The following is a 26,874-nucleotide window of genomic DNA, read 5'->3' as shown; positions in this document are numbered from 1 at the left end:
TTTCTTGAGCTCAAAAACGACCTAGAAGGCTTTTCCTTCTAGGCCGTTTTAGTTTATATTATGTTAAGGCGCTTCCCTATGCTGCCGGTTCTATACCAGGATCAAGCATGTCGCCGCTACGTGATTCTTGCCAAAATCGGTACATCGGCTGCCATTTCAGGTCCGTCTTCACGCCACAACCGCTGATGACACTCCACGCCCACATGATCAGCCATGCAAACAATCTTAAAAACAATATATCATTTATTGCGAGCCTTGCTTCTCAGAAGAAGGCTTCCTTTATTATGCTTTTACAATATCCCATTTGCTTTGCCACAAAATCCTTCCGTATAAGGTTCAGTGGGCATTTCTATTCTGCGCTGATCTCAATAGTGAAATGCGAGTTCAAATTGTTTGACAATTATTAACGCAATTTTAATTTCTATATTGATATTAACGTAACAACTACACATTTGAAAAGCAAATGTTCCAAGTCCTTTTGTTCTCAAGGTGTAGCAAAAAATATAATTGCAAAGCAGTCCAAAGACAGAGGTCCTTCAGCTTCCATCACCTAACTGACTTCCTGTCTGGCTGGCAATGTGTTTTCCCAATCGTTCAATTTCAACAAAGCGCGGCTTTCACAACCCCTATGAAGACAGAGATTATCATCTGTCTTACAAAGTTTCAATGCCGCTTAGCGGCTTTCACAACAGGGAATGTGCTTAAATACAGCCTTCGGGCTAATTTGTTTCAATGCCGCTTAGCGGCTTTCACAACTTATCGGCTGGCACGGAGCATGCTTCAAGAAACCGAGTTTCAATGCCGCTTAGCGGCTTTCACAACTGACCAAGAATATCTTGCTGGGCACCTATAGAATTGTCGTTTCAATGCCGCTTAGCGGCTTTCACAACGCGTCGCCTACGGAAATTGGTCAAACAGTAGGTGAGTTTCAATGCCGCTTAGCGGCTTTCACAACCCAAGCAAATTATTGAAGACCAGGAAGGCGAAATCGAGTTTCAATGCCGCTTAGCGGCTTTCACAACCCAGCAAGGCGTGTTTCCCTTTGGTTCCGCTGTGAAAGGTTTCAATGCCGCTTAGCGGCTTTCACAACCCATTTATTACACAACAAAAACTCCTCACAACATCAGCAGTAACAAGGCTTAAACGTATGATAAATTAATTTGACTGCAGATCAACTTATCCAGTTCATAAGAATAAACCTAAATCATTCAAATACCAGTAAACCTAAATAACACCTAATTCCAAAGCAATTTTTTGCTTGTCGTCGACCTCCCGGCTTTTTTACGCTATTATGGGTCGACGACAAAAGCTAAATATTGGGGACGGATTTAAAGGAGAAAATTACCGGGCTTTCTTCAATAGCCGGATGTCAGTTTCATGATCCAAAGACTGTTCCGCCAGTATACTGAGTTTAGTCTCAATACGCAGCACAGCTTCGGTCTTTTCGCCCAGCAAGTTGACCATACCGACTATATCGGCAAAGCCTTTTTCCATTTTGGCATCCAGCGCAGCAATGTCGGCTTTAAGTTCTGTCTTTACTCTGTTAATGTCGGTTTTGAGTTCCGTCTCTACTCTGTCAATGCCGGTCTTGAGTTCCGTTTCTACTCTGCCAATATCAGCCTGAAGTTCCGTCTTTACTTCGGCAAGTTCTTGTTTAGTAGCCATTGAAGCTTCGATTCGCACCAGTTTTTCAAGGATTTTAGTTAATAACTCTTCACTCATGGCTATAACCTCACTCTATCCGATATTTTCTCAATATTTTACTTTCTATATATGTCATATGTCCTATGCCGCATTAAAGAATTGACATCCGGGTATTAGGATAAGCTGCGGTTAAGCGACAGCGGCGAAGCGTTCCTAATACCCGGATATAATTTTAATTCTTTAATGTATCCCTATATATCTTTTTTTTCGCCGCTATTACCCTGATTCCTGCTTCTCCATTAAACTGGCGGCAAATGAAGCAACCGAATGTAATCGCGCTGCGCTTGCAGCACTTGCTCTGCAATGTAATGAGTGAACATTTGACTGTTTGAATGACTTTTTTCAAGTGCTTGTATATATTCGTGTTTGAATGCCGGTGAAATTATTACCGGGGGATAGCCTGTTGCCAGCAAGGCATGGTTCATTAATAAGCGGGCTGTACGGCCGTTGCCATCTTCAAAAGGGTGAATATATATAAAATCCCTGTGCAGCGTGGCCGCATATACGACCGGATGCAACCGCGCCCGTTTTTCCGGCAATTGCGCTGCGAAATCGCGCATATGAGCAGGCACGTCCTCATGCCGGGACAATTTGTCATTATGGTGTGAGCCTGTAATTATTACATCTACTTGCCGATATTGTCCGGCCGCAGCGCCATCCTTAGGCTGAAAGCATATTTTGTGCAGTTCCTTAATGTCATTCTCCGTGATATCGGCGCTTTTAGCCAGCTCCCAAAGGTAATCAAACGCCCTGGCGTGGCCGATTGCTTCTAAGTGATCTTTGAGAGGTTTGCCGCCAATAGTGATGCCTTCCTCAATGACAACTTTGGTTTCGGACTCGGTAAGAGTGTTGCCTTCCAATGCGTTTGAGGCGTAGGTAAGGCCAATTTTGAAATAATTTTTAAGGTTTTTTACTTGCGTCTGTTCTAAGGGTCGGTTTTGGTTTATGCTTATCTGGTTGTGATCTATTTTCTTTAAAGTTTGGTTTATCCCATCCATGAATTTTCTCCTCGAATTTTTTCTCGGATCTTGGACATTTCATCACCCTTATTTTACCATATATTCGTTATTTAACAAATAATTAGCGCTATTACGGTCAGTGTAGAGGTTATTTAAGATTATTCAAAAACTCTTTCAACTGCAAGCTGCCTTACTACTGTATACAGTCTTGTAAACCCACGTCGCATTCAGCAGTAAAAGGACGCTGGTAAAGAAAAATACATAATGAATGCCAAACGTGGCCGCCACGACTCCCCCCAGGACCGAACCGAGAAAGGAACCCAAAAACTGGGCGCATTGGTTATACCCAAAGACCAGACCCGCAATCTCATCCGGCGTGGAGTTCTTCACCAGGCAATTAATTGCGGGCAACAGGCCGGCAGTCGCTATTCCCGTTAAAAAGCGAAGCCCCATCAATTCCCATGAGCTTTGGACAAAGGCCTGGGGGATAAATGAAATTCCCGCCATAATAAGCGCCGCCAGCATCACCTTTTGCGGTCCGATCTTGTCGGCAAGTTTCCCCAATCCCGGGGCAGCCAATATACTCGACAAGCCGGTCGCTGCAAAAACCATGCCGGAAACGAGTGCGACATGGCTTGTATTCGTCGACAACTGGGCAATATAGACGGTGATAATCGGTTGTATGGACATAAGAGCTAATTGCAGGATCAGGGTTGTGACAAACATGGCTACTATCACTGTAGGATTGGGAATAAGCTGCCAAACTTTATTAAAACTCAGCGCTTCTTTATGTGGGGGGGTAAATTCTTCCTGTACAAATAGCAGCGATGCCGCGAATGCTATCAGCAGCAACGCCCCGATAGCGAAAAAAACACTGCGGATGCCCATTATTTCAGCTAAATATCCTCCCAATAACGGACCCAGCAGCATACCGGCGACCGCGCCGGTTGATAATGTTCCCAGCGCCCAGCCGGAATGCTCCCTGGGTGTCTGAGTGGCAATTAAAGTAATTGAGGCAGAATAGAAACCCGCAATGGTCCCCTGCAGCAACCGTAATCCTACTAACTGATAGATATTCTGCACGAAACCCATGGCGGTCAAGACAACGGCCATGCCCAGGCTGGCGCGCAGCAGCATTGGTTTTCGCCCGTACTTGTCGGCGGCTTGCCCCCAAAGCGGCGAGAAAACGGCCATAAATATAAAGGTAATGCCATAGGCAATTCCGGACCACCGTTCAATGTCCTGGAAGTTATGAATACCAAGTTGATCAATATAAAGCGGCAAGATCGGAGTAAGCTGACTTAGTCCCGCCGATGTGGCCAGTACTCCGAACCAGCATACCATTAAATTTCTTTTCCAGTTTTCCATTCAGGCATCCTTCCCTTGTTCTTTTGAAAGGCCATTCCAAAACATTACTATCATAACGCAAATTACTCTAAAATTCTATAATAACTTGTAAAGATTGCCTTAATTGCTCCTGTACCTCCCGCCTATAAAAACGATTCTCCCCTCACGGCAACAAGGGCAAAAACTATTCAGCGCGGACCGGCAAAAAAACAAGAGGTCAGACCACTAAGGCGGTCCGGCCTCTTCCACCAGCAAATATTTATTATACCGCTATTCCCCGGTAATTTCCGAAAAATGAATAACTGTAACAGTATCTTCAATAAAGATTCTTTTCTCATATACGGCTTCAAATAGGCTGATTAATTCACCACTGGTTATTTGCTTCCGAAACGAAGGTTAATAAACACCAAGGCAAAAAACATCCCCATAGGATTACATTCCGCACAACTACGGCCGGGCCAAGAAAAGGGACCATACTTAAGGCGGTAGGAGTGACGGAAACCTTTTCTTTGCGTTTGTTTCTCATTTTTAACTCATCCTCCTCCGTTATGGCGGCAGCTTGCAATTAGCATAGCTGTAGCTTTTATCATAACGGATGGATTTTAGAAATTCTTTAGAAAATGGTTATCGCCGCAATTTCCGCAAAGTAAGTCCATAATATTAAAAATGGCGCGGCTTCAACTGTTTAATATATTAAATGATTACGTCTTTTCACAAATTGGCAAAAGGATTTTGGCTAAAAAAGTATAATATAGTTTTGACAACGAAAAGAAGGTGAGAAGATATGTCCACGGCCAAAAGTTCAGCGGATTTTACAGCCACGCGTGAGATTATGCGCAAATATCCCCGGGAACAACGTTATACCCTGGCAATACTCCAGGACATACAGCGGGAATACAGTTATATCCCCAAGGAGTCCTTGACTTTATTGTCCGAGTATCTGGCCGCTCCTTTGAGCAAGCTGTACAGTATGTCCACATTCTATAAAGCGCTAAGCCTGAAACCCAAAGGCGAACACATCGTCAAAATATGTGACGGCACTGCCTGTCATATCCGCTCCTCCATGGTAATTGCCGATGAGATTGAAAAATTGATTCATATAAAACCGGGTGAAACCACCGATGACGGCCGTTTTTCCCTGGAAACTGTAAATTGTCTTGGAGCCTGCGCCATTGCTCCCGTTATGGTTATTAACGAAACTTACTACGGAAAGGTTACGCCGGCCGCTGTTAAAGAAATCTTAAGTGAATACGGGGGGTTGACCGGTGGACGCGAATAGAAAAAAGACCGTTCTGGTTTGCTGCGGCACAGGCTGTTTGGCAAATAACAGCCTTGAAATCTATACAGGGTTAAAGCAAAGAGTCCTCGCGGCAAAGCTGGCTGTTGCTGTTGAACCCGTCCTAAAGTCCACCGGCTGTAATGGATTCTGCGAAAAAGGTCCCATTGTTAAAATTTTGCCGGACGACGTTTCCTATTATAAAGTTCAACCGGCGGACGTAGAAGAAATCTTTACGGCATCCATTCTTAACAATGAGGTTATCGACAGACTGTTATACTTAAATATTACTACCGGCAAAAGGGTAAAATCGCAAAAAGATAATGAGTTTTACAAGCAGCAAATGAAACTGGCGTTAAGAAATATTGGGGAAATTGACCCGGCAAATATCGACGATTATATCGCCCGCGACGGCTATCAAGGATTGAAAAAAGCTCTTTTGGAAATGACGCCGCTGGCGGTAATCGCGGAAGTGAAAGCATCCGGATTAAGGGGCCGGGGCGGAGCCGGGTTCCCTACCGGGCAAAAATGGCAGCAGTGCGCAAGTTACGACAGTTTTCCCAAGTATGCGGTTTGCAACGGCGATGAAGGCGACCCGGGCGCGTTTATGGACCGAAGCATTATGGAGGGCGATCCTCACACGGTAATTGAAGGTATGCTGATAGGCGGCTATGCCATTAAAGCGGAAACAGGCTATATCTATATCCGGGATGAATATTCACTGGCAATCAGAAACATGGCCCTGGCCATTGAAAAAGCCAAAGGACGCGGCTTTCTCGGCCGGAATATTCTCGGCAGCGGCTTCAACTTCGACCTGCACATTGTAAGAGGCGGCGGCGCTTTCGTGTGCGGTGAATCAACCGCTCTCATGGCTTCAATCGAGGGCAACGTGGGCGAACCCCGGGCCAAGTATGTGCGTTCAGTGGAAAAAGGCCTGTGGGGGCAGCCGACAGTGCTTAACAATGTTGAAACCTGGGCCAACATCCCGCTCATCCTTAGCAACGGCAGTCAAGCCTTCCAATCTATTGGGACCGAAAACAGTACCGGCACCAAAGTTTTTTCACTGGTCGGCAAAGTTAAAAATACCGGCTTGGTTGAAGTGCCGATGGGCGTTACCCTGCGCCATTTGATATTTGACATCGGCGGCGGCGTTATCGGCAACAAGAAGTTTAAAGCGGTTCAAAGCGGCGGGCCGTCAGGCGGTTGTATCCCCGAGAGTCTTCTGGATTTGAGGGTTGACTTCGATACCCTCACCGCAGCCGGTTCCATGATGGGTTCCGGCGGGATGATCGTTATGGATGAAAGAACCTGTATGGTTGATGTGGCCCGTTACTATGTCAATTTTCTCGCCGAGGAATCCTGCGGCAAATGCGTCCCCTGCCGCGAAGGCTTAACCCGGATGCGCGAAATTTTGAATGATATATGCCGGGGAGAAGGCCGGCCGGGCGACATCGAACTTTTGGAAGAAATTTGCGCCATGACCGGCGAGGCGGCTTTATGCGGTCTGGGCAAGAGCGCCCCCAATCCGGTTGTCTCAACCATCGAACATTTTAAAGATGAATATCTGGCGCATATTGTTGACAAAAGATGTCCTGCCGGAATTTGCAAGGATCTAACCGCTTATTATATCAACCAGAGTTCCTGCATCGGTTGCGGCCTGTGCGCCAAAAACTGTCCCGCCGGCGCAATCAGCGGTCAACTGAAAACTCCCCATACCTTAGATATGAAGCTGTGCATTAAGTGCGGCAACTGCATTGATTCCTGCAAGTTTGATGCAGTCCAAGTCGGATAGGAGGCTGGTTAGGTGAACATAACAATCGACGGCAAAATCTGCCAAGCGGAATATGGAGAATTTATTCTCGCTATTGCCAAGCGCAACGATATTCATATCCCTACCCTGTGTCATAACGATGCCCTGCCCGGTCAGGCAAGCTGCCGGCTATGCATTGTGGATATAGTCGAGAATGGGCGGAATAAAGTTGTCACGGCTTGCGTTTATCCGGTTACCAAAGAAATTGAAGTTATTACCAATTCACCCAAGATACTGAATATGCGCAAAACCATCCTTATGCTGCTGGCGGCAAGAGTACCGGCTAACGAGCACTTGAACAAACTTATCGCCGAATATTCCGTTTCCCCGGTGCAAAGATTCGCCTCCGACCCCGGCGAGCAATGCATCCTGTGCGGTTTGTGCGTCAAAGCCTGTGAAACAGTCGGCTTAGCCGCCATATCCACAGTAAGCAGGGGAATTACCAAGAAGGTTTCCACCCCTTATGACGAACCGTCCCTGTCGTGCATCGGCTGCGGCGCTTGCGCCCAAGTATGCCCCACCGGTGCAATCAAAATAGTGGCAGCGGGAAAAAGCAGGACAATTTGGAATAAAAATTTCGAACTTATAAAATGCGAAGAATGCGGCAAATACTTCGCAACCCGTGAACAACTTGAATATATCAATACCAAGCTGGGCCTGGCTGACGAAGATACATTGCGGCTGTGTGAAGATTGCAAGACAGCCCTGGTTTGTGAAAAATTCAAAAACCTCTATGCCGCCAACTCATAAGCCGCATTTGTACTTAACCTATATTGCCGCCGGGCAATGCAGATAACTTAAAGGAGCCTCCGTTCTTAACGGAGGCTCCTTTAACATTACTCTTTGCCGGCGGCGGTGAGCAGGGGAACTTGACTGCGGCGTTTGACCGCCGCGAAATCGGCGACGGTGGCATATACCAGCGCGCCGGTGGGACAGGCCCGGACACAGGCGGGACTATCCGTTTCATCAAGACATTCCCGGTCGCATTTTACCGCCCGGCGCTCGTCGCCGTCCTTGCGAATGACGCCGAACGGACAGGCCATGATGCACATCCAGCAGCCCAGGCACTTGCTCAAGCGATCACTGTTGGTAACCCTGCCGTCCGGAGTGCGGTGCAGCGAGTGAGTCATGCAGATATCCACACAAGGAGCATCCTCACAATGGCGACAGGCAATGGGTGCTTTAAAGCCGTCAACTTGCTCGACGTAAATCTGTTTGCGGGGCGGCTTATCGGTCAGCAGCGCGCCAACCAGCGTTTTAGTCGGGGAATGGGCCACGGTGCAGGCTATTTCGCAGGAATGACAGCCCATACAACGTTCAGGACGGATGAGGATTTCTTTTTGCATGGCTAGTCCCCCCTTACCAGCGGCGAGTGCCGATATTTAATTTTTGACGGCGTTCCTGCAGCGCGTCGAAGATCTTTTCAGCCGCCAGCAGCGGGTCGGTCTCAACTAAGAAGTAACCGCCGGTTATATCTTTAATATCCTGGGTAAGAACCCGGGTGACCAATTTACTGCCGAGAACCGGCGGCACTAAACCCAGGTGGGTAGGCAAACCGAGAGTTACGGCCCAAGTTCCGATTGCTACCGCTTTTTCCGCTTTGAACTCCGGCGCGCTGGCCGCTACCGGCAGTTGATTGACATCCACGCCCAGTTTATTGGCCAGGGCTACGGCAATATCCACCGGGCGGGAATTGTCAACACAGGAGCCCACATGCAAAACAAGAGGCAGCGGGCCGCCAAGACCGTTAGCCTCGCCAATGGCTGTAAACACTGCTTTCAGACCGGGGCCGGCATACTCCATCGTTGCTTCTGACGTAAGCAAACCATGGCGGGCCAAAGCGCCCGCGCCGCAGCCGGTAGCCAGCATCAAAACGTCCCGTTTGGCCAGTTCCTTGACGATAGCGATAAAGTTAGCATCCTGGGGAACTTTTACGTTGTTGCAGCCGGCGAATAACACCACGCCCTGAATATTGCCGTTAACAATATTATCGATCAGCGGTTTCAAGGGATCGGCCGCATTTAGCTTGCTTAAAGCGCCGATAATTGCCTCGGTGGAAAACCCGGCAATTACTTTTTGTTTTACCTGGGGAATACAGGTTGGCGCACCCTTGCGGGCCTTGAACCGTTCTACAGCCAATTTGATAATTTCCTTCGCTTGTTCCAGTCCGCGCTCTTCCTCGATCGCCATATGCACGGCGCCGGGGATTTTAGCTATATCCATGGTGGTAATTAACTTGGTGCCATAACAGTCGGCAATGTTGGCTAACGAAGGATACACGCACTGGTAATCGACGACTATGGCATCAAGGGCGCCGGTCAGGATCGGCATCTCCTGGGACAGAGAATGAGTAAGCGGCGCTACACCCTGACGCATTAAGACTTCGTTGCCGGTACAGCATATTCCCACCAGGTTTATTCCTTCCGCCCCGGCGGACTTGGCTTGGGCCAGAATGTCTTCCTGTCGGGCGGCAACCACAATAAGTTCGGAAACAACCGGATTGTGGCCGTGAAGAGCAATATTAACGGCATTTTCTTTCAACACGCCCATATTAGCCTCAGAAAAGACGGGAGTTGGCGTGCCAAACAGGATATCGGCCAGATCCGTTCCCAGGTGACAGCCGGCAAAGTCGGCAACAGCCCCCTTCACCCCGCCCAGCAAAAGGTTGACCGGATCGGCATCCACCCCCAGGGTGGTACGTTGCAATATTTCCGAAATGGCGCTGTCTATCCCTGCGGGTAGAACGCCAAGTCCCCCCAGTTTCTCAACTTGGGAAGAAGTAAGAGTAGTAGCGGCCCACGCCAGCGGTTCCTCCCGTTCGGAAAATTCTTCCAGGGCCGCACTGGCTACAGCGGCGGCAAGTTCTTGAACCGACTTTCCTTCCGTAGGTATGCCTAAGCGGGTGGCTACAGCCCTCAGCTTATTTTCGTCTTTCACACTATAGTCTGTAAGCTTCCCTGCCGCCACTTTCTTCAGAACGTGGGCCAGATGCTTGGCATGACCGGAATGGCTGGCCGCCCCGGCGGCAATAGCCCTTATCAGATTACGCGCCACCATGGAGTCGGCCGTGATGCCGCAGACGCCGGCAGCAGGACCATCGCCAAAAGGATCAATACGGCATGGACCCTGAGTACAATTACGGCAACACAGTCCGCTGTCGCCGAACCCGCATTGGGGTATTTGTCTGGCATATCTGTCCCAAACAGTTTCAATTCCCTGTTTCCGGGCGACTTCAAGCATTTCACCAACTGCACAATCCGTTGCTTTCACAGCTTTTTTTGCTTTCATAGCTTCCATTGTCTTCCTCTCTCCTCCTATATCATATAGTAAGACGCTATCGGCTATAGCCCAATATCAGGGACTATAACCCGGCGGCGCATCGGCCTGGCAGCATTCGCCTCCCGGTTAACCGCTAAAGAAAGATACATATCTATTAACCGCCGTTGCGCCGGAGTGTTCGACAGCATTTTTCATTAGTCTTGTAGTTCGACGTAATTAGAAACATTCCTTTACCGGCACACCAGATTTTTTTCAGTATGGACGTCTTAGATAATACATGTGCCGCTCGGCAATAGAGCGGCACTGCGACTGGCATTTTATGAATTTCTGCTTTTTTAATCTGTTATGCATTCCAGCAGTTCCTGCGTATTGCGCAACGCTTCCCCGTAGTATGCCCGGTAACGGGGGTGTATTTCCAGCGTGACCACACCGTGATAATTCGGTAACCGGGTCAATATTTCCCGGACCGGTACGGCTCCCCAGCCGATTGGCATATGCATATCGCCCCGGCCGGTTGCCGTCAGTTCATATTGTTGTTTTTTCGCAAAATATGTGCAGCATTTTCCGAAATTATCGTGCAAATGGATATGGCGGACATAAGGCGCCAGGGCTTCAACCCCGGCCAGCAAATCATACTGATAATGGCAAGCAGTCAGATAGGCATGCCCGGCATCAAGGGCGACACCCACCTGCGGATGATCGATCTGCCGCATCATTGCCGCCAGCTGATCGAGCGTTTCCCCATAACAGTAGTGTCTGGCCTCCAAATACGGCCGGGTGTTTTCCACGGCAATCGTCAGCCCGTGTTCAGCGGCAATATCACCCAACTCGTACAGCATCGTTTTCTCCCGCTCCCACATTGCCGCCCGTTTTAAAGGAGTTAAGATTTCTTGGCCGGTCAGCATAAATTTCTCTTCCGGTAAAAAACGGCCGGCATGATAAACCATTACCGCTGCACCGATTGTGGTCGTGAACTCAATTGTGGCTTCAAACAAATTTCGTTCGGTCACCCCATCATCCATATTCATGAGATTCATGGCATTGGGTGCGTGTACCACATACCGGAAAGGATATTGCCACAGTATTTGGAGCAATTCTGCCATTCTGGTCCTGTTAATGATTCCGTTATAAATTACCCCAACCCCATGCGGCGCGATTTCCACGTGAGAAAAACCCAAATCGCGGAAATATTGTAATTCCCTGTTTAAAACCTCCAGATTACCGTCCAGCATTCCGGCATCGGCGTTAATGGCGATTCCCTTAACACGCATAATATTCTCCTTTCCGTTAGGCAGCACCTCTGCCATACCTTTGCATTCCGCGGTTCATATAGCCTCTCTCCCCGCCTCCTGCCAAGCAACGCTTATTGGGGCAACATCCCCGCGATAACGGACTATAAATACGTATGCCGCCTCAACAAGCAGGCGGCATTAGCAAAAAATAACCTTGTATAATTCAATTATGGACCATATATCGCGACCGGTATGTTAAGCATTAATTAAATCTATGTTAATCTTACAATTATAGAAAATCCACCTGATCAATATAACTGTTCCTCCAGGTGAGTTATATCGGCTAAAACTTGTACCGGCGCCTGCCGCCGAAATAATTCAAAATTGCGACAAAATATAGATTATTGCATCATTACGATGGAATATCGAAGAGATGCGAATTCTTGCCCCTTTGCGTGCCCCCAACCGACTGTTGACAAAAGATTTCCTGAGGAGGAAGATAATAATAATATAAAAACAGGCTAGGTGGTGACAGATATGAAAATTGGTGAACTACCGTTTTTGCAAAAGCAAATCATCAAGGCACTGTTCGGAAAAATTCGGCGCGGCGGTCTTAGAGTCCGGTATTGGGATGGCGAAGAGTCGGACTACGGCGACACCGCCCCCAGGGTAAAACTGCTTTTTAACCAATGTCCCGCTTCAACTCTCCGTTTCGATGATCCAGTTTTGTCTCTGGGTGAAGCGTACATGGACGGAGTGCTGGACTATGAAGGCCCTTTGGAAGACATACTGCTGTTACTGGCGAATAACCAGTCGGTTTTTTCAGGGGGAACAATAGTCACCAAGGCTTTGAAAGCAATTGTCGGTACGGATAACAGAGATCAGGCCAGGCGCAATATTCAGCATCACTATGACCTCGGCAATGATTTTTTCGCTTTATGGCTGGATGAAACCATGAGCTATTCCTGCGCCTACTTCAAGCATCCCACCGACTCCTTGTACCAGGCTCAACTGCAAAAAATAGATCACATCCTAAAAAAAATAAACATTCAGCCCGGTGAAACAATATTGGATATCGGCAGTGGCTGGGGCTGGCTGATTATCAAGGCGGCGCAAACCTACAACGCCAAAGCTTTGGGTATAACATTGAGCGAGGAGCAGTACCGGGCAACGCGGGAACGTATTGCCGCCCTGGGCCTAACTGATAAAGTGGACGTACAACTTATAAATTATCTTGATCTTGATGAAGAGAAATATCGCTTCGATAAAATAGTCAGTGTCGGCATGTTCGAACATGTTGGCAAAGAAAATATACCGAAATATCTAAATAAAATAAACCGTTTACTGGTGCCCGGCGGCTTATCGCTGCTCCACACTATCACCGAAACCACCGAAGACAAACCCGAAAATACCTGGATGAAAACATATATATTCCCCGGCGGCTACGTGCCGTCCCTGCGGGAGACCATATGGCAGCTGCCGGAACATGATTTCCATCTGCTCCACGCCGAAAGCCTGCGTATGCATTATGCCATGACTCTCGACCACTGGTATACGAACTTTTCTCAACACCTGGATGACATTCAGGCGAAATTCGACAACCGGTTCGTCCGGATGTGGGGACTCTATTTGAAGGGATCTGCCGCCGCCTTCCGGGCAACAGGCCTGGATATACATCAACTGCTTTTCTCCAAAGGATTAAACAATGAGCTACCGCTGACTCTTGCTCACATTTATGCCTAAAATACGTAAAATATAAGAACAATTAGGCCATGCGAATGCATGGCCCAATAACTTTTTTCTCCCCCCAACACCGGCTTAAAAATAGTTGATCATTTGAACCCAAAGCCTGCCGTTCTTATCTGTATCGGATTGAGCCTCCCCGCGACCTATCTTTTTCGCATAATCAACCCGGAGGAAATAATGGCCGGGTTTTACATATTGCAAACCCACGCCGGCGCCAGCGAGAGTACGGCTATTTACTCCACTATAACCAGGCCAAAGGTTCTTATTCAAAGTAACTTTACCGGTGTCATAAAACCCAATGAGTTGAAAAATACCGGTCTTGTCTTGGGGTAGCGGGAGAAGATAGCGGAGTTCACATGTTGCTAAATACCCTTCGTCACCGGATGCTTCGCCCTGTGGATACGCTCTTACTCCATTCGCCCCGCCCAGGATAATTTTCTCGGAGGATTCCAGGTTTTTGCCGGCTAGCTGACCGGTAAGACAGCTATATAAAGACACCCGGTCGGCGATGCGTTGAAGTCGTATGATATTTAGGGTGGTTTTTTCGAATCTGCCTGATGTTTGGGCGGTTATATCATCATTAGTTTTGGCATCGGCAGACATAATATCAAGGTTTCCCCAAGTATGTGCAAGTGAATAGCTGCTAATGCCGCCACCGGCGAATTTGTCCTGGCTGTCGCCGGTAATGCTTATTGTGATTGTATCAGCCTTTTTGTCCGTAACCGTCCCGCTTGCATTAACTTTGTCCTGTAATCGTTTGCCCTCATAGCCAATCTGGGCGTACAGGTTGTGATCCCGCGACCGGTTAAGAACGTAATTTGCCGAAAGTAATGTTGATGTGCTGTAACCACTGGCATCAAGGCTGGCGAAATCGTCGCCCAATTTGTAATGCATACGGGCATACGCCGCTCCAAAGCTAAGCCCGGGAATGCCGCCCGGCGCAGTGTATGATATTTTACCGTTCGTTAGTCCGGGGCCTGTGGCATCGCCCCTAATTGCGGCAAGATCACCGCTGCCGCTAAGGTTATAAAAATTCGTATTGAAACTAAGTTGATTTTTGCCTGTAAAACTGTTAGCAAAATTATTAACTGTCAGACTGCCGCTAACTGTCCTGGCTTTTTGAATCTTGATAATTAGGTCCGAGGTTCCGGTTGTGTCGCCTACGGTTAATGTTCCTCGCGCCGTTAGGCCCGGTATGTCGTTTAAGCTTAGCATACCACGCTCTAAAGCGTTTTCGGCAATAATTTGACCGCTCTTTACTCCCAAAGCACGCCTGATGGTTTGCTCTGATACAGGCAAGTCGCCGCTGAATTGGATTTTTCCATACCTGCCTTCCCTGATATCAATCCGGACAATCCCATCGGTAACATCCTGCGCCGGTATATAGGCTGCTGCAACCAGATAGCCGTGCCGCCGGTAATATTTAGTAATGCGCGCCGCTACGTTGTGCAAGTCTTGCAGTGTCAGTTCCTGGCCAACGGCCTCTTTAACCAGAGCCAACAGTTCTTTCTCACTATAAACCGTCTGGCCGGCAATATGAAAACCTCGCACAGTTATCACGGTTAATTCGTTTTCACTTGTAGTATCGGAGACTTGTTCTTCGGTTGGTGAAATATCCAGTTTAGCCGGCGGAGATAAGGGCAAGTTAGGCGGGGCTTGTTTGACGCTTTGGCCGATCTTGCCCGCGTCTGGCGCTTGAGCAAAGGCAGCAAGCACTGCCCAACCCGTAAGAGAAAGGCTTAAGAGTGTACCTACTGCTACCTGCTTGATCCGCATATCTGTCACCTTCTTCTTCCGTTATTTCGTATTGGTTGTGGATATAAAAGCCGCGCACTTTAAATTGTTACTTGTCCACCGGAATCTCCTGTTATGGCGTTATTCCCGTTTGTTCGACTATTTCTTGACCGCCGGCCGGTGTACTTATCAAGCGGAGGTTGTTGCCTTTATCGAAAAGCAGTTCGGGGTCTATGCTAACAAGTTGCCGGCTTTCGGGACTAATGCCAGTTGCCGGTTCTGTAGCCGTACTGCCGGAGTCTTGGATGGCGAGGGATTTGACTACAGCGATTGTTTCTCTCAACCCGCTTCCGTCCTGAAGGGTTGCCGGCGGGGTCGCCGGATCCGTTATCGGCGGGGTTGTCGGATCAGCTGTCGGCGGAGTCGCCGGATCGGTTGCCGGCGGGGTCGCCGGATCCGTTGCCGGCGGGGTCGCCGGATCGGTTGCCGGCGGAGTTGCCGGATCGGTTGCCGGCGGAGTTGCCGGATCCGTTGCCGGCGGGGTTGCCGGAGTTGTATAATTTGTCACGTTTACAGTGCCAAATTGACTATAGGTCACTGGGCCATACCCGGTTGCGCTTAATGGAGAATTGGTCGACGACAATATGGCGTTTTGCCCATTGAGATTTAAAATATTGGTACTGTCATTCCCGCCTGTCAGGTCTTGGGCTATACCGGTAAGTAAGGTGGTATTTACTGTATTGTGATTCTTTCCTGTTTTTAGCGATAAGTTTTCGATATTCTGATAGTCGATTATCACCGGGAGGATTTCGTTATGTTCGCGTGTTACCCGGGTTCCGGTTATGGTGTATGTATAGTTATTGCTATTATTGCTGCTGTCGTTTAGCGTCAGGGTGTCATTCCCGCCCAAACCGTTTATGCTTAGGGTGCCGGTGTTAGCGATAATCCCATTGCCGATGTTAAAGGTATTTGCCCCGCCTGAGCCGGTAAGAGTAACACCGCCGGTAGTATTGACCGGTGAATTGAGGTTAATGTCGGCGCCCGCCGTCAGGCTTATATTTCCTGTTCCGGCATTTACCGTCCTGTTGACTATTATGCTGCCGGTTTGAGCTATCGCAGTCAGGTCACTGGCGACATCAACCGAACCATTCATTTCTATTCCCCCGCCACTGCTAAGACTTAGGTTTTTGGTAGCGGTCACCGGTCCTTGGTATATTTGAGAGCCACTGCCGCTGGTGGTGATATTCCCGTCAAGAGTGTAATTCGTTCCACTGGTTGTTTTAAAGGTAACGCCATTATTCAGGATAATGTCGCCGCCGGAATAACTGTATGGAACACCGGCTACGGTTCCCTTAGCCATCCCGAGGATGCTATTGGACATGGCAGTGCCATTGGCGTTTACAGTCAATGTATCTTTTTCCAGATTCAGGTCGTTCATATTGGTAGTTCCGGCCGCGCCCACTACCGCACCCGTATCACTGCCGGTAAGAAATGCGAGAAAAGTCTGGTTTTGCGGCAGGACAAAATAATATGCCCCATCATCAGCGGTAGCAGTGCTGTCAAATACCGTTCCCCCCACCACTGCCTGTAATGTCTTACCGCTGTTATTCGTGTAGCCGCTGACATTTCCTGAAGCCACCCGCGATACTGCCTTCAGATACGGATATGTCTTTCCATCTATAACAGCCCATGTACCGCTATTCCAATCCGTATACGTGGTTAGCCGCTGCATGTCGCTCGTTGATTTGCCCGTTCCGCCACTACTGCTGGCTTGCTGGGAAGTATCGGTGTCCCAAAAACTGGCGCTGATATCGCCTAAGTAATTGTATCCTACCAGGCCGCCTACATAAGTACTGCCACTGCCGCCAGTTACCCTGCCTGTGCTATAGCTGTTGTTGATAGAGCCGTTGCCGATGCCGCCGTCATTTTCTCCTACCAGACCGCCTACACAAAGACTGTCATTAATGCCGGTTACCGCCCCCGTGCTGTAGCTGTTGTTGATTGTACTGCCATTATATCCGGTCAGACCGCCTATATAGTCTTTGCCGGTTACCGCAGCCGCGCTGTAGCTGGTTTCGATAGTGCTGTCCCTATCGTTATTTCCTACCAACCCGCCTACATTCATAGTACCCTTCACGGTACCGCTGCTGTAACAGTTTTCGATTGTGTTGAAATTATCATTCCACCCTACCAGCCCGCCTACATAGGTACTGCTACCGTCATCATCGCCCACCGTACCTGTACTGTAACTGTTGTTGACAGTGCTGCCGGCGCTATACCCAATCAGCCCGCCTATACGTGTGGCGCCGGTTACCTTGCCTGTACTATAGCTGTCGTTGATAGAACTTATGTTGTATCCTACCAGTCCGCCTACATCACTATCACTGCCGGTTACCCTCCCCGTGCTGTAACTCGCGTTGATAGGACCCCTGTTGTATCCCACCAGCCCGCCTACGTAAAAACCGCCTGCAACCGAACTTGTGCTGTAGCTGCCGACGATACTGCCGTCATTGCAGCCCACCAGTCCGCCTGCATTGCCGTTACCGGTTGCCGCAGCTACCATACCCGTGCTGTAGCTATTGCTGATCGCACTACCGGTATAATTCCACCCCGCCAAACCGCCTACGAAGTTTTGACCGGTGATGTTGACGTCAAGCAACTGGATATCTTTAATCGCAGCTCCCATAGTGGACCCGAATAAACCAACATAATCGGTTATAGGACGATTGATAGTAAGATTGTTTATCCGATATCCATTTCCGTCCAATATTCCCTGAAATTTACTGATTTCGTTACCAATAGGTACAAAATTACTAACACTGCTGGCATCAATGTCTTTTCCCAGCGCGTAGGTGCCTGAAAGGTTGAGGTTCATGGACTGGAGCTCTTTCGCGTTGTTCACCAGCATGTAGGCGGCGACGTTGCCGGCGTTGCCGGATGTATTCTGCACATAAGCCGAATAGTCGGCAGAATTGCTATAGTCCTTGACAGTGGTCGGAATCCCGTCGATGGGGACGGTGTTAGTCCCGCCAGGGTTATAGTAGATGGACACCGCACCGTTAGTTACCACTTTGCCATTTGTCCCGAAGGTGACCGTGCCGCTGCTGTCGGCATCACTGTCTGCCCGCAGTACCACGTCGCCGGTGTCGGTGCTTTTGACGGTGGCATTGACGTTGATGTCGTTGTTGGCTTTAAGGGTGAGACTATTGCCGCTCGACCATGTCACCGGAGCGGTCACGGCGATGTCACCGGTGCCGGTGCCGTCGGTCTGGAGGACCATGTTGGCGGAATTGAGCTGATTGCTTAGGTCATCGGCGTTATACACATTGCCGCTGGTGGCGTCGGTGCTGATGGTGTACTCCCCGGGGTCCAGCAGCAGAGTGCCGGTCTTTCCCTGGGGCGCTCTGAGATCAGTGCGGCCCTTGTACAGGAGTGTTTTCTTGCCCGACACTTCGGCGCTGCCGCCGTTGCCGCTCACCGAACCGCCCTTGGCGCTGATATTGCCGTAATAATCGGTGGTATCATTGGCCCACACCACCACCTTACCGCCGTTGCCGGCGGTGATGGCATCGGCATTAATGGTCGCAGTAGCTGCCACCGTAGTAGCGGTGGCGTTTTGCTCCGTCCCCTGGCCCTGATAATTGCCGCCAACCAGGACTGTACCGCCGCCGCTCACGCCGGATACGTCAATGGCGGCACCGTCGGCGACAGTCACCGTTTCGCCCAATATCTTGACTGTACCGCCGGTTTCGCCCGCATTTTTACCTGAGGCGTCCAGAGTGCCGCTATTGGCAGCTCTTCCCGTGGAACCGCCTTCGAGCCTAATAATTCCGTTCTTTTCAGATATGCTCCGCGCCTCGATTAAACCGCCGTTGTTTACCACTGTTCCAGCCAGTTCGCCTGCGGCTTTAGCGGTCATAATAACCATGCCGCCGGCGGCGTTTATGTATTGTTTGTTGGCCACCTGGGCGTTAACGGCGCCGGTGTCTACAGCAAGGCTTATGATTCCGTCTCCCTTGGTATCAAGCGTGATTTTTTGACCGGCGCCCAGAGCTACAGTGCCTTGTTTGGCAACAATAATTCCTTCGTTTCTTACTTCCGGCGCCAGCAAGGCTATATAGCCGCCACCGGCAGTAATTTGGCCCTGGTTTACAACTGCACCGGCGGCACAGTTATTGCTGTTGGCAAAGGTATATTTCCCCGTCAGGAAATCCTGATCGGCAATATTTAGCGTGCTTGCTACCAAACTGCCAACGTTGATTTGGGATCCCGGGGCAAAGAGAATGCCGTTGGGATTGGTAAGGAATACTTTACCGTTAGCAGTCAGTTGGCCAAATATTTGGGTAGGGTTGTTGCCCAGTACCCTGTTAAGGGCAACGGCGGCAGAGGTAGGCTGGCTGAAGGCAACCCGCTCACCGCAGTTTATACCAAATCCGTTCCAGTTGATGACCAGGTTTGGGGTAGTCTGATTGATAGTCATCGTGTTGCCGGTCTGGCTGATGCTCCCGCTGCCTGCTGTTACTTGCCCGCCATCCGGCATGGCCCATATGGTGCCGGGATAATTTGTGATACCTAGCAGCAAAGCGGCAACGGATATGCAGAGCCTTGTCAGCCATAGCGAATGATACGGTTGAAGGTTGGTGGTAAGCCTGCCGTTCTGAAACTGCTTGGCAGCTTGGCTGACTTTAGGCATAAAGTCCGTTTGACTGCTTCGCCGGGCACGTTTCAATTTTCTTTGGATCCGCATATAAATTCTTTCCTCCTTAATACTTTTATAATTCAGTTTTCGCCGTTTCCGACGGCACAAGTGAAGATGACAACAAAAAAGATTGCCAGGTTGCGTAATATTACTGCAACCTGGCAATCATAGACACTAGCCCTTAGATCCACGGTTTTGCGTCCCAATCTTTCGATAGGTTTGCCTATTATTATCTTTGTAACAAAATGCAATTTTCAACATAAAATTGCATTTTTCCTCCATATTTTTTAATATTTTTTTTAATATTTTTTAAAATTTTTGTAAATATATTATGATAAGCCCCCACATGCAAATACTTAGAAGGACAATAACTCAATTGGGGGGGAGGCTTTTATGAACAAAGGATTATCTGCATGGCAATTGACCATGATGGCATTAGGAACAGTATTCGGCGGCGCTTTTTTCCTTGGCTCGGCTGTATCGGTCAAAACTGCGGGGCCGGCCATCATTATTTGCTATCTGCTGGCAGGAGCGCTCATATATGCCATCCTTTTTTCCCTATCGGAAATGACGGTAGCCGAGGCGGCGCCCGGCTCGTTCCGGGTCTTTGCCCAAAGAGCTTATGGGCCCGGGGTGGGATTCGTAGTCGGCTGGGTCTACTGGACAGGCCTTGTCCTGGCTATGTCCAGTGAAGCAACTGCCGCCGCGATTCTTATCAAGACCTGGCTTCCCGGTATTTCAATAGCGCTGGCCGGATCGGCCATTATCATTGCCGTCACGCTGCTGAACCTGCTTGGCGCCGACCGGTTGAGCAAGCTGGAAAGCGGTCTGGCGGTGGTGAAAGTGTTGTCCATCGTTGGCTTTATCCTTTTAGGAGCGGCACTGGTTGGCGGCTTTATCAACGGCGTGCCGCCGATCGGTATTTCGGTGTTGACGGCAGAACCCTGGTTTCCTGCCGGCCTTGGCGGAATTGCGGGCAGTATGCTCATTGTGGTATTAACCTTCGCCGGGTTCGAAATCATCGGGCTGGCGGCAGCGGAGGCCAGGGACCCCGCCCGGACGGTCCCGCAGGCCATCCGCTACACCGTAGCCGCTTTAGTGGGGTTATATGTACTGGCTTTTTTATCCTTGTTGCTGCTAATCCCGACGGCAGCCCTAACGGACCATGCAAGTCCCCTGGTAGCTGCCTTAACCAGATGGGGACTGACCTGGGCGGGAGCGGCGATGAATGTGGTGCTGATCACCGCCATCCTTTCGACTATGCTGGCGGCCATGTTCGGTCTGGGACGCATGATCCGGTCGCTGGCGGCAGACGGGCATGCTCCCGCCTGGATTAAGGATGAAAGCGGCATTCCCCGCCGCGGCATCCTGTTTTCCGGCGCCGGCATGCTTGCCGGTATGACTCTTGGATTGGTTTTGCCAGAAACCGTATACCTCTTTCTCATCAGTTCCGGCGGGTTTTCCCTGCTTTTCTCCTACCTTGTCATCCTGGCTACCCACTACAAATTCCGCAAGTTGAATGGCTGTCCTCCGGCAGGACATTGCCAGTTGCCGGGATACCCCTATACCTCATGGCTGGCGATGGTGAGTTGTACGGCAATTATCGCCAGCATGCCTCTCGTACCGGGGCAGAGGACAGGTCTGGTTGCGGGGGTGATGCTGGTTCTTCTTTATACCGGAACATACTTCATCCGGTCACGTTTTCTCCACAGGCCGGCGGCCCCGTCACCAACGACACCCTCAGCGCTTCCATTATGGCAACCGCAGTTTGAAACGTCGGAAGAACTGCAGCCCGGACAACAGGAACCGGAGAAAAAAACCGCTGACAGGTGTAAAAGGTAAAGCCAACCTTCCTTGAGGCTGGTTGCAAACACTTGGCGCTGACAAAGGAAACACCCATTTATAAAAGTGGGTGTTTCCTTCGAATTGGATCAAATAGAGATCTACTTTTCATCCATTAGTTGGCTAACTTCCACCAGCTTGATAAACTCCGCCCGATACCCGTCTTCGTCTGTCCCCTTGGCTTTTTTCGCCAATTCCAGCACCTGCCGGTAAGACGCTTGCCCCTTAAATTCGGAATTACGCAAAAGCAGGGCATATTCGGCAACAGCGGCGGCAAACCGGAAGTTCGCCGCTGGAGTGCCGGTAATTTCCTGGCTGCCGATACCTTGGGTGAACAAAATACTGCTATCTGCCGCCGGTTTTTTATAGCGGATTTTTACCTGCAGCAAATCATCGCTTGGCACGGTCTCGGAACGTTGATAAAGCAGCGGGTCCGCTGTTCCGATTTTTTCCTCTGAATCAGCCGGAATTACCTCGTAAAACGCAGTAACCGAATGGCCTGCGCCCAAATCGCCGGCATCTTTTTTGTCATCATTAAAGTCTCTGTTTTCCAAAATCCTGTTTTCATAGCCCACTAAACGGTAATATTTAACTTTGGCCGGGTTGAATTCAGCCTGAAGCTTGACATCTTTGGCAATGGTGTAAAGCGTGCCGGCAAATTGCCCAACCATAACTTTTTTTGCTTCCAGGGCATTATCGATATAGGCGTAAATGCCATTGCCCTTATCAGCTAACGCCTCCATTTTGTTGTCTTTTATATTCCCCATGCCAAATCCAAGCACACTAAGAAAAATCCCTTTATTACGCCGTTCTTCAATCAGTCTGGTCAATTCACCTTCACTGGTTGCGCCAACATTAAAATCACCGTCAGTAGCCAAAATAACCCGGTTGTTGCCGGACTTGACAAGGTTTTCTTCCGCAATCTTATAGGCTAATTGAATCCCTTCGCCGCCTGCAGTCGAACCACCCGCCTGCAGACTGTCGACAGCATTGATTATTTTATCTTTTTCACTGCCGGCAGTCGGTTCAAGCACCAATCCGGCCCTGCCGGCATAAACAACAATAGCCACCTTGTCTTGCGCCCGCAATTGTTTAACCAGCAATTTAAAGGCAGTCTGCAACAGCGGCAATTTATTGGGTTGATTCATCGAACCTGAAACATCAATCAAAAATACCAGATTACCGGGCGGTACTTCGTCTGCCCTTAAGTTTTTCCCTTGCAGGCCGATCATTACCAATTTATGCCCCGGCTGCCACGGACAAGCACTTACTTCCGTTGTTACAGAAAAAGGGTGGTCCCCGGTTGGTTGCGGATAATCATAAGTAAAATAATTAAGCATTTCCTCCGCTCTGACCGCATCCGACGGCGGCAGCCTGCCGTTATTAATGAACCGGCGCACATTACTGTAAGAAGCGGTATCAACATCAATGGAAAATATTGATACCGGTGCGCTTAATGGATCTTGATAATTATTATCATACATCCGCTTATATTCTTCGGTATTAAATGCTATAGGCGGATTATAGCCGCCTGCGGGCGCAAGCAATACTTTATGCCCCATATGAGAATCCATACCGGCCTCAGAAGAAACATTGGGCATAGCGGCCCGTGCCCTGTTGGAATATGAGCCCTTAAAAACAATAATCGCGTTCTTTTTATCATTCGTTGTGTAAGTTAACTGGTAATTTTTGCTCAGAGCCTCCAAAATCTCGGCCAATGTCTGGTTTGTCGCTGACTGCAAATCGACTTTTAAGCCGGCGACCTCAGGAACAGCAACGATGCTGACGCCGCTCCGCTCGCTTAATAAAGCCAGAAGCTCCTCCAGCGGCAATCCTTCAGCATTAGTTTCCACAGGTATTTCCGTAGTCTTGATCTTATCTTCGAGACTTCCGGCAGTTACCCATGCTGTCAAAGTTGTCAAGGTTGTCAAGGTTGTCAAGGTTGTCAAAACCAGAAAACTCAATATTAAGGCCGCCGGTATTTTTTTCATTTTCATCATCCCCTTTTAGGACACCGTTTTGTATTAGCTTCCATATTTATCTAATACAATAAACGCATTCCGGAATAAAAAGTAACGGACCATAATCAGAAAACCCGGCTAGCGCCGAGCCTAAGCGAAAACGATAGCCGTTGGTTGCACTTCACTAGAAAATATTATCTTTCTGTTAGACTAAAAGAATAATTGTTGTCTCAGGAACCGTCCCCTGTGACATGCAAAGAGTATTATAGCAATAAACCATAATGCAATCGTAACAATAAGCACTTTATTTTATCCCTCCCCCAATATTTTTCTTTTTATAAACTCTAGTGAGTCGTTTGCTATGCTCTTTTTACATAAGGCAATCCCTGCATGCCCGCAATGATAAAGCTTCCTTTTCGGCCTTCCCCATTTTTCCCAAAGCTTATCGGCGTCTTTTGAATCTATGTATTTATCATAAAGTGCTGAAAAAAACAGCATTTTTTCTTTTGGTATTTTCGTCGCGAAATTACTGGTCTTTGTTATTGCCCAGCACGTTTGCAGCTGATCCAGTGAAAAAGCATTATCCTCAAAATCTTTCTTAATGAACTTTCCGGTAATGGTATTCCATGCAATGTGCGAGAGGTCATTTGGAGCAAAAACACATATAATGCCGTCTATATTTTCCTCAACCGCAACCGTAAGATTAACCAGTAGTCCTCCAAGACTTATGCCAACCAATATGACTTTACTTGTCCTATTGGTTGGCAGCCAATTAATTAATGCTCTCAGATCCACAACAGCTTGTCTTATAGAAGCTAAAGTCCTTTCAATATTGGCACTTATCATAAGTTCACCTTGATAGGAGGAATTATTACCCTGCCTTTCTGTATGATAAGGCAAAGTAATAAAATACATATCATAACCATTTTTTATAAAAGGCTCTAAATAAATTGCTTTAATTCGTCCATTTCCTTGTCTCCATCCATGCACCAAAATAACATTTAGTTTTGGTGGAGTTTTTAGCTTGTCCTGATAATATATACCTGTTGCGTACTCATTACATTGACCATTTTCAATACTACTTTTGTACCTGAAATTGCCTATCTTATAATTACTGCGGTTACTTACATGCTCAAAACTTATTTCCGGTATCTGAGGTTGAAAATAATAATGATGAACATCTTCCAATGTCGGAATTGATCCGATATTGCTAAATTGCCAAGTCTTACTTTTGTTTCTATGTAATTGATATAATGCACTTTTATCAATTATTTCTGCTAATAGTTTATTCAAAATAAAAACCATCCTTTTTAAAAAATCCTAAATCGGGGTGTAGCAGCTCCGTCCAGGGCCTACGGTTTACTTCAAATCGTTATTTTAGGCATTTACCAATTTCCCTATCAAATCCTGATACATTACCAGCCCGGGCTTGGGCACCAGCGACAGAAACAGGGTATATCTTCCAATGATTATAGATGTTGGGATAGGTCCCACTTTCACTGCCCTGAAATATGCTTTATTGCCGAAGTAAGCTTTTTTACGGAAATAAAGCTACCCAATAGACTAATTACAATAACGACAACTATCCAAATTGGAGAACCATTTCTTCCCGTTGTTTCAGCTTGAAGCAATTGATAGTTGATAATAGTAAATAAGAACGAAATAAAGAGAGTGATCATGCTGATAAAAACAGCACTAAGCAACCTAATTTCTCCTTGTTTTTCATCTGACAGCTTTAACATCTTTATATTATCAATTTTCGGCAAGTTAAGGTATGCCAGTGATCTTGGTGAATAGACACACCAAAACGTTAAGGCGGTCGTAAAGACAAATGCTCCTAGTTGGATTAAAGGCAATCGGAGCACATCAATCCAAGATTTCATTTCCCATCTATTAGGAGTACCGGATAAATCAAAATGGACTGGAAAGGTATGTGGAAGAGCCGGATAGGTTGAAATGGCTAAATAGAAACTAAATGTCACCAGAACAAAAGATGCAAGTTGTAAAGTTAGGATACTACGCAGTATTTTTATGACTTCTTGAGATGCCATAATCATCATTCCTCTCGATTACAAACTGATACTGAGTGGTTGGCTATTCCTTCCCAGGCGGGTTCCCACCCGCTATACTCCGTGCGCCTCTTGGCGCACGGAACCGTCCCCTGTGACATTCTTAATCCATTCATCAGTGGAAATCACTTGGGAGAACCTCATAGCCTGCGTTACAAGAATGGCTTTATGAAGTTCCGCCGCCGTTATCTTGCCGGCATAATTTGCGATATCCAGCGTACCTGTAGCATCTGACAGGAATTCTACTGAAAATCCAAGATGAACCGCCTGTCTTGCAGTCGTGTCGCAGCACATCTGCGTCATATATCCACATACAACAATTGTGTCGATACCAATTTCCCTTAACAAATCTCCAAGTTCGGTATTTGTAAAGCTTCCGGGTAGATTCTTATCAATAATACGTAAGTGTTCTCTTTTCATAAGCTCCTCATGAATGTCCCATTCCCGGCTGCCTTGTTTAAAAACAGCAGCATCTTTTTGGGGCGATCCATGCCTGATTAGAATTACCGCAATCTTACTTCGATTAGCTGCATCCACAGCCTGAAGAATTTTCTCAAAAGTTCCTGCCGGATACTGAATCGGCATTTTCCCTGTAAAGTATTCATATTGTACGTCAATTGCAAGTAATGCTCTTTTCATTTCAACCTCCAAAATTAGGCTAAATTTGATTCAACATTTGATTCAACAATCGTGTATTCCGCCAAAGTGTTTGTTATAATAATTATACACACAGATGCAATTGTACCGGAAAAGTGTTGGACCTTTTCCGATTTTTCCATGAAAGGATTTAACGAAAAATGCTTGATAATACCGATTTCGAAATTCTAAGGCTATTAAAAGCTAATTGCAAAATGCAATTTAGAGATATCGGTGAAGTTGTTCATTTAACCGGTCAGGCAGTATCAAACCGAATTTCAAGAATGGAAGAGATAGGTGTCATAAAAGGTTACTCTGTTTTGCTCGATGAAAAACTGCTTGGAAAAACTATAACAGCATACGTAACAATATTTATGAAATCAACCAATCATGGAGCCTTGCAAGCGTTCTTAAATAATAACGAATCTGTTGTGGAAGCCAGCCGGATCAGCGGTGAGGGGTGTTACATTCTGAAAATCCAGGTTAATTCCCAGGAGGATCTAAACTTTTTTTTAGATTCTGTCTTAAACTACGGCAATTACCGGGTAAATATTTCTATTACGAAAATTAAATAAGTACC

The 26,874-nt window shown here is 47.9% G+C and carries 19 protein-coding genes, 1 CRISPR repeat array and 1 riboswitch; of the genes, 6 read left to right on the top strand and 13 right to left on the bottom strand.

The annotated features are described in order from the left end of the window. Positions 1 to 660: 660 nt before the first annotated feature. Positions 661 to 1,090: direct repeats of the CRISPR family, unit length 30 nt; unit sequence GTTTCAATGCCGCTTAGCGGCTTTCACAAC. Positions 1,091 to 1,341: 251 nt separating this feature from the next. The 4 genes from MAMMFC1_RS13490 to MAMMFC1_RS21535 all read right to left on the bottom strand — a co-directional run bounded on the left by MAMMFC1_RS13490 (position 1,342) and on the right by MAMMFC1_RS21535 (position 4,536). Further along, positions 1,342 to 1,722: a hypothetical protein gene (locus MAMMFC1_RS13490; RefSeq protein WP_126309000.1), complete on the bottom strand. Its 381-nt coding sequence runs from the start codon at positions 1,720 to 1,722 to the stop codon at positions 1,342 to 1,344. A gap of 221 nt (positions 1,723 to 1,943) precedes the next feature. After that, positions 1,944 to 2,702 carry a Fic family protein gene (locus MAMMFC1_RS13485; RefSeq protein WP_126308999.1) on the bottom strand — a complete coding sequence of 253 codons (759 nt, stop codon included), beginning with the start codon at positions 2,700 to 2,702 and terminating at the stop codon, positions 1,944 to 1,946. 135 nt (positions 2,703 to 2,837) lie between these two features. Then, on the bottom strand, positions 2,838 to 4,031 hold the full coding sequence (locus MAMMFC1_RS13480) for a multidrug efflux MFS transporter (RefSeq protein WP_126308998.1): 1,194 nt from the start codon (positions 4,029 to 4,031) through the stop codon (positions 2,838 to 2,840). A gap of 343 nt (positions 4,032 to 4,374) precedes the next feature. Next, positions 4,375 to 4,536: a hypothetical protein gene (locus MAMMFC1_RS21535; RefSeq protein ID WP_158618771.1), complete on the bottom strand. Its 162-nt coding sequence runs from the start codon at positions 4,534 to 4,536 to the stop codon at positions 4,375 to 4,377. A 258-nt stretch (positions 4,537 to 4,794) separates the two neighbouring features. On the opposite strand from MAMMFC1_RS21535, the gene MAMMFC1_RS13470 reads away from it, so the two are divergent. Genes MAMMFC1_RS13470 through MAMMFC1_RS13460 form a run of 3 tightly spaced genes read left to right on the top strand, consistent with a single transcriptional unit; the run spans position 4,795 to position 7,846 of the window. Continuing rightward, entirely contained in the window at positions 4,795 to 5,289 is a 495-nt protein-coding gene (locus MAMMFC1_RS13470; protein WP_126308997.1) for an NADH-quinone oxidoreductase subunit NuoE family protein, read from the top strand. Beyond that, positions 5,276 to 7,078 carry an NADH-quinone oxidoreductase subunit NuoF gene (locus MAMMFC1_RS13465; RefSeq protein ID WP_126308996.1) on the top strand — a complete coding sequence of 601 codons (1,803 nt, stop codon included), beginning with the start codon at positions 5,276 to 5,278 and terminating at the stop codon, positions 7,076 to 7,078. Before MAMMFC1_RS13470 ends, MAMMFC1_RS13465 begins: the two co-directional genes overlap by 14 nt. Positions 7,079 to 7,090: 12 nt before the next feature. Further along, positions 7,091 to 7,846: a 4Fe-4S dicluster domain-containing protein gene (locus tag MAMMFC1_RS13460; RefSeq protein WP_126308995.1), complete on the top strand. Its 756-nt coding sequence runs from the start codon at positions 7,091 to 7,093 to the stop codon at positions 7,844 to 7,846. 86 nt (positions 7,847 to 7,932) lie between these two features. Here MAMMFC1_RS13460 and MAMMFC1_RS13455 read toward each other — a convergent pair whose 3' ends face one another. The 3 genes from MAMMFC1_RS13455 to MAMMFC1_RS13445 all read right to left on the bottom strand — a co-directional run bounded on the left by MAMMFC1_RS13455 (position 7,933) and on the right by MAMMFC1_RS13445 (position 11,646). Then, the gene (locus MAMMFC1_RS13455) at positions 7,933 to 8,442 is read right to left on the bottom strand and encodes a 4Fe-4S dicluster domain-containing protein (RefSeq protein ID WP_126308994.1); all 510 of its coding nucleotides are present in this window, start codon (positions 8,440 to 8,442) and stop codon (positions 7,933 to 7,935) included. Between the two features lie 13 nt (positions 8,443 to 8,455). Then, a complete protein-coding gene (gene cooS / locus MAMMFC1_RS13450; RefSeq protein WP_232035455.1) occupies positions 8,456 to 10,393 on the bottom strand; it encodes an anaerobic carbon-monoxide dehydrogenase catalytic subunit in 1,938 nt (645 codons plus the stop codon). A gap of 317 nt (positions 10,394 to 10,710) precedes the next feature. Continuing rightward, positions 10,711 to 11,646 carry a sugar phosphate isomerase/epimerase family protein gene (locus tag MAMMFC1_RS13445; RefSeq protein ID WP_158618770.1) on the bottom strand — a complete coding sequence of 312 codons (936 nt, stop codon included), beginning with the start codon at positions 11,644 to 11,646 and terminating at the stop codon, positions 10,711 to 10,713. 498 nt (positions 11,647 to 12,144) lie between these two features. Between MAMMFC1_RS13445 and MAMMFC1_RS13440 the strand changes: the two genes are divergently transcribed. Beyond that, positions 12,145 to 13,350, top strand: coding sequence for a class I SAM-dependent methyltransferase (locus MAMMFC1_RS13440; RefSeq protein ID WP_126308992.1), 1,206 nt, complete (start codon positions 12,145 to 12,147; stop codon positions 13,348 to 13,350). A 75-nt stretch (positions 13,351 to 13,425) separates the two neighbouring features. On the opposite strand, the gene MAMMFC1_RS13435 is transcribed toward MAMMFC1_RS13440, so the two are convergent. Beyond that, the gene (locus MAMMFC1_RS13435; RefSeq protein WP_126308991.1) at positions 13,426 to 15,129 is read right to left on the bottom strand and encodes a ShlB/FhaC/HecB family hemolysin secretion/activation protein; all 1,704 of its coding nucleotides are present in this window, start codon (positions 15,127 to 15,129) and stop codon (positions 13,426 to 13,428) included. A 91-nt stretch (positions 15,130 to 15,220) separates the two neighbouring features. Further along, a complete protein-coding gene (locus tag MAMMFC1_RS13430; protein ID WP_126308990.1) occupies positions 15,221 to 19,834 on the bottom strand; it encodes a two-partner secretion domain-containing protein in 4,614 nt (1,537 codons plus the stop codon). Positions 19,835 to 19,935: 101 nt separating this feature from the next. Further along, positions 19,936 to 20,020, bottom strand: a riboswitch (cyclic di-GMP riboswitch). A gap of 159 nt (positions 20,021 to 20,179) precedes the next feature. Here MAMMFC1_RS13430 and MAMMFC1_RS13425 point away from each other — a divergent pair. Further along, a complete protein-coding gene (locus MAMMFC1_RS13425) occupies positions 20,180 to 21,628 on the top strand; it encodes an amino acid permease (protein ID WP_126308989.1) in 1,449 nt (482 codons plus the stop codon). Positions 21,629 to 21,729: 101 nt separating this feature from the next. Here MAMMFC1_RS13425 and MAMMFC1_RS13420 read toward each other — a convergent pair whose 3' ends face one another. From MAMMFC1_RS13420 to MAMMFC1_RS13405, 4 genes are all read right to left on the bottom strand, one after another. Then, on the bottom strand, positions 21,730 to 23,619 hold the full coding sequence (locus tag MAMMFC1_RS13420) for a vWA domain-containing protein (RefSeq protein ID WP_197723816.1): 1,890 nt from the start codon (positions 23,617 to 23,619) through the stop codon (positions 21,730 to 21,732). A 279-nt stretch (positions 23,620 to 23,898) separates the two neighbouring features. After that, a complete protein-coding gene (locus MAMMFC1_RS13415; protein ID WP_126308988.1) occupies positions 23,899 to 24,882 on the bottom strand; it encodes a dienelactone hydrolase family protein in 984 nt (327 codons plus the stop codon). 203 nt (positions 24,883 to 25,085) lie between these two features. Next, positions 25,086 to 25,640, bottom strand: a complete 555-nt coding sequence (locus MAMMFC1_RS13410; RefSeq protein WP_158618769.1) for a DUF1648 domain-containing protein — start codon at positions 25,638 to 25,640, stop codon at positions 25,086 to 25,088. 72 nt (positions 25,641 to 25,712) lie between these two features. After that, positions 25,713 to 26,297, bottom strand: a complete 585-nt coding sequence (locus MAMMFC1_RS13405) for a cysteine hydrolase family protein (RefSeq protein ID WP_126308986.1) — start codon at positions 26,295 to 26,297, stop codon at positions 25,713 to 25,715. 158 nt (positions 26,298 to 26,455) lie between these two features. Between MAMMFC1_RS13405 and MAMMFC1_RS13400 the strand changes: the two genes are divergently transcribed. After that, positions 26,456 to 26,869, top strand: coding sequence for an Lrp/AsnC family transcriptional regulator (locus MAMMFC1_RS13400; RefSeq protein WP_126308985.1), 414 nt, complete (start codon positions 26,456 to 26,458; stop codon positions 26,867 to 26,869). Positions 26,870 to 26,874 lie beyond the last annotated feature (5 nt).

The organism is Methylomusa anaerophila (assembly GCF_003966895.1).
Lineage (GTDB): Bacteria > Bacillota > Negativicutes > Sporomusales > Sporomusaceae > Methylomusa > Methylomusa anaerophila.
Note: the sequence above shows the minus strand (reverse complement) of the source record. Positions and strands in the feature narration are given on the sequence as shown.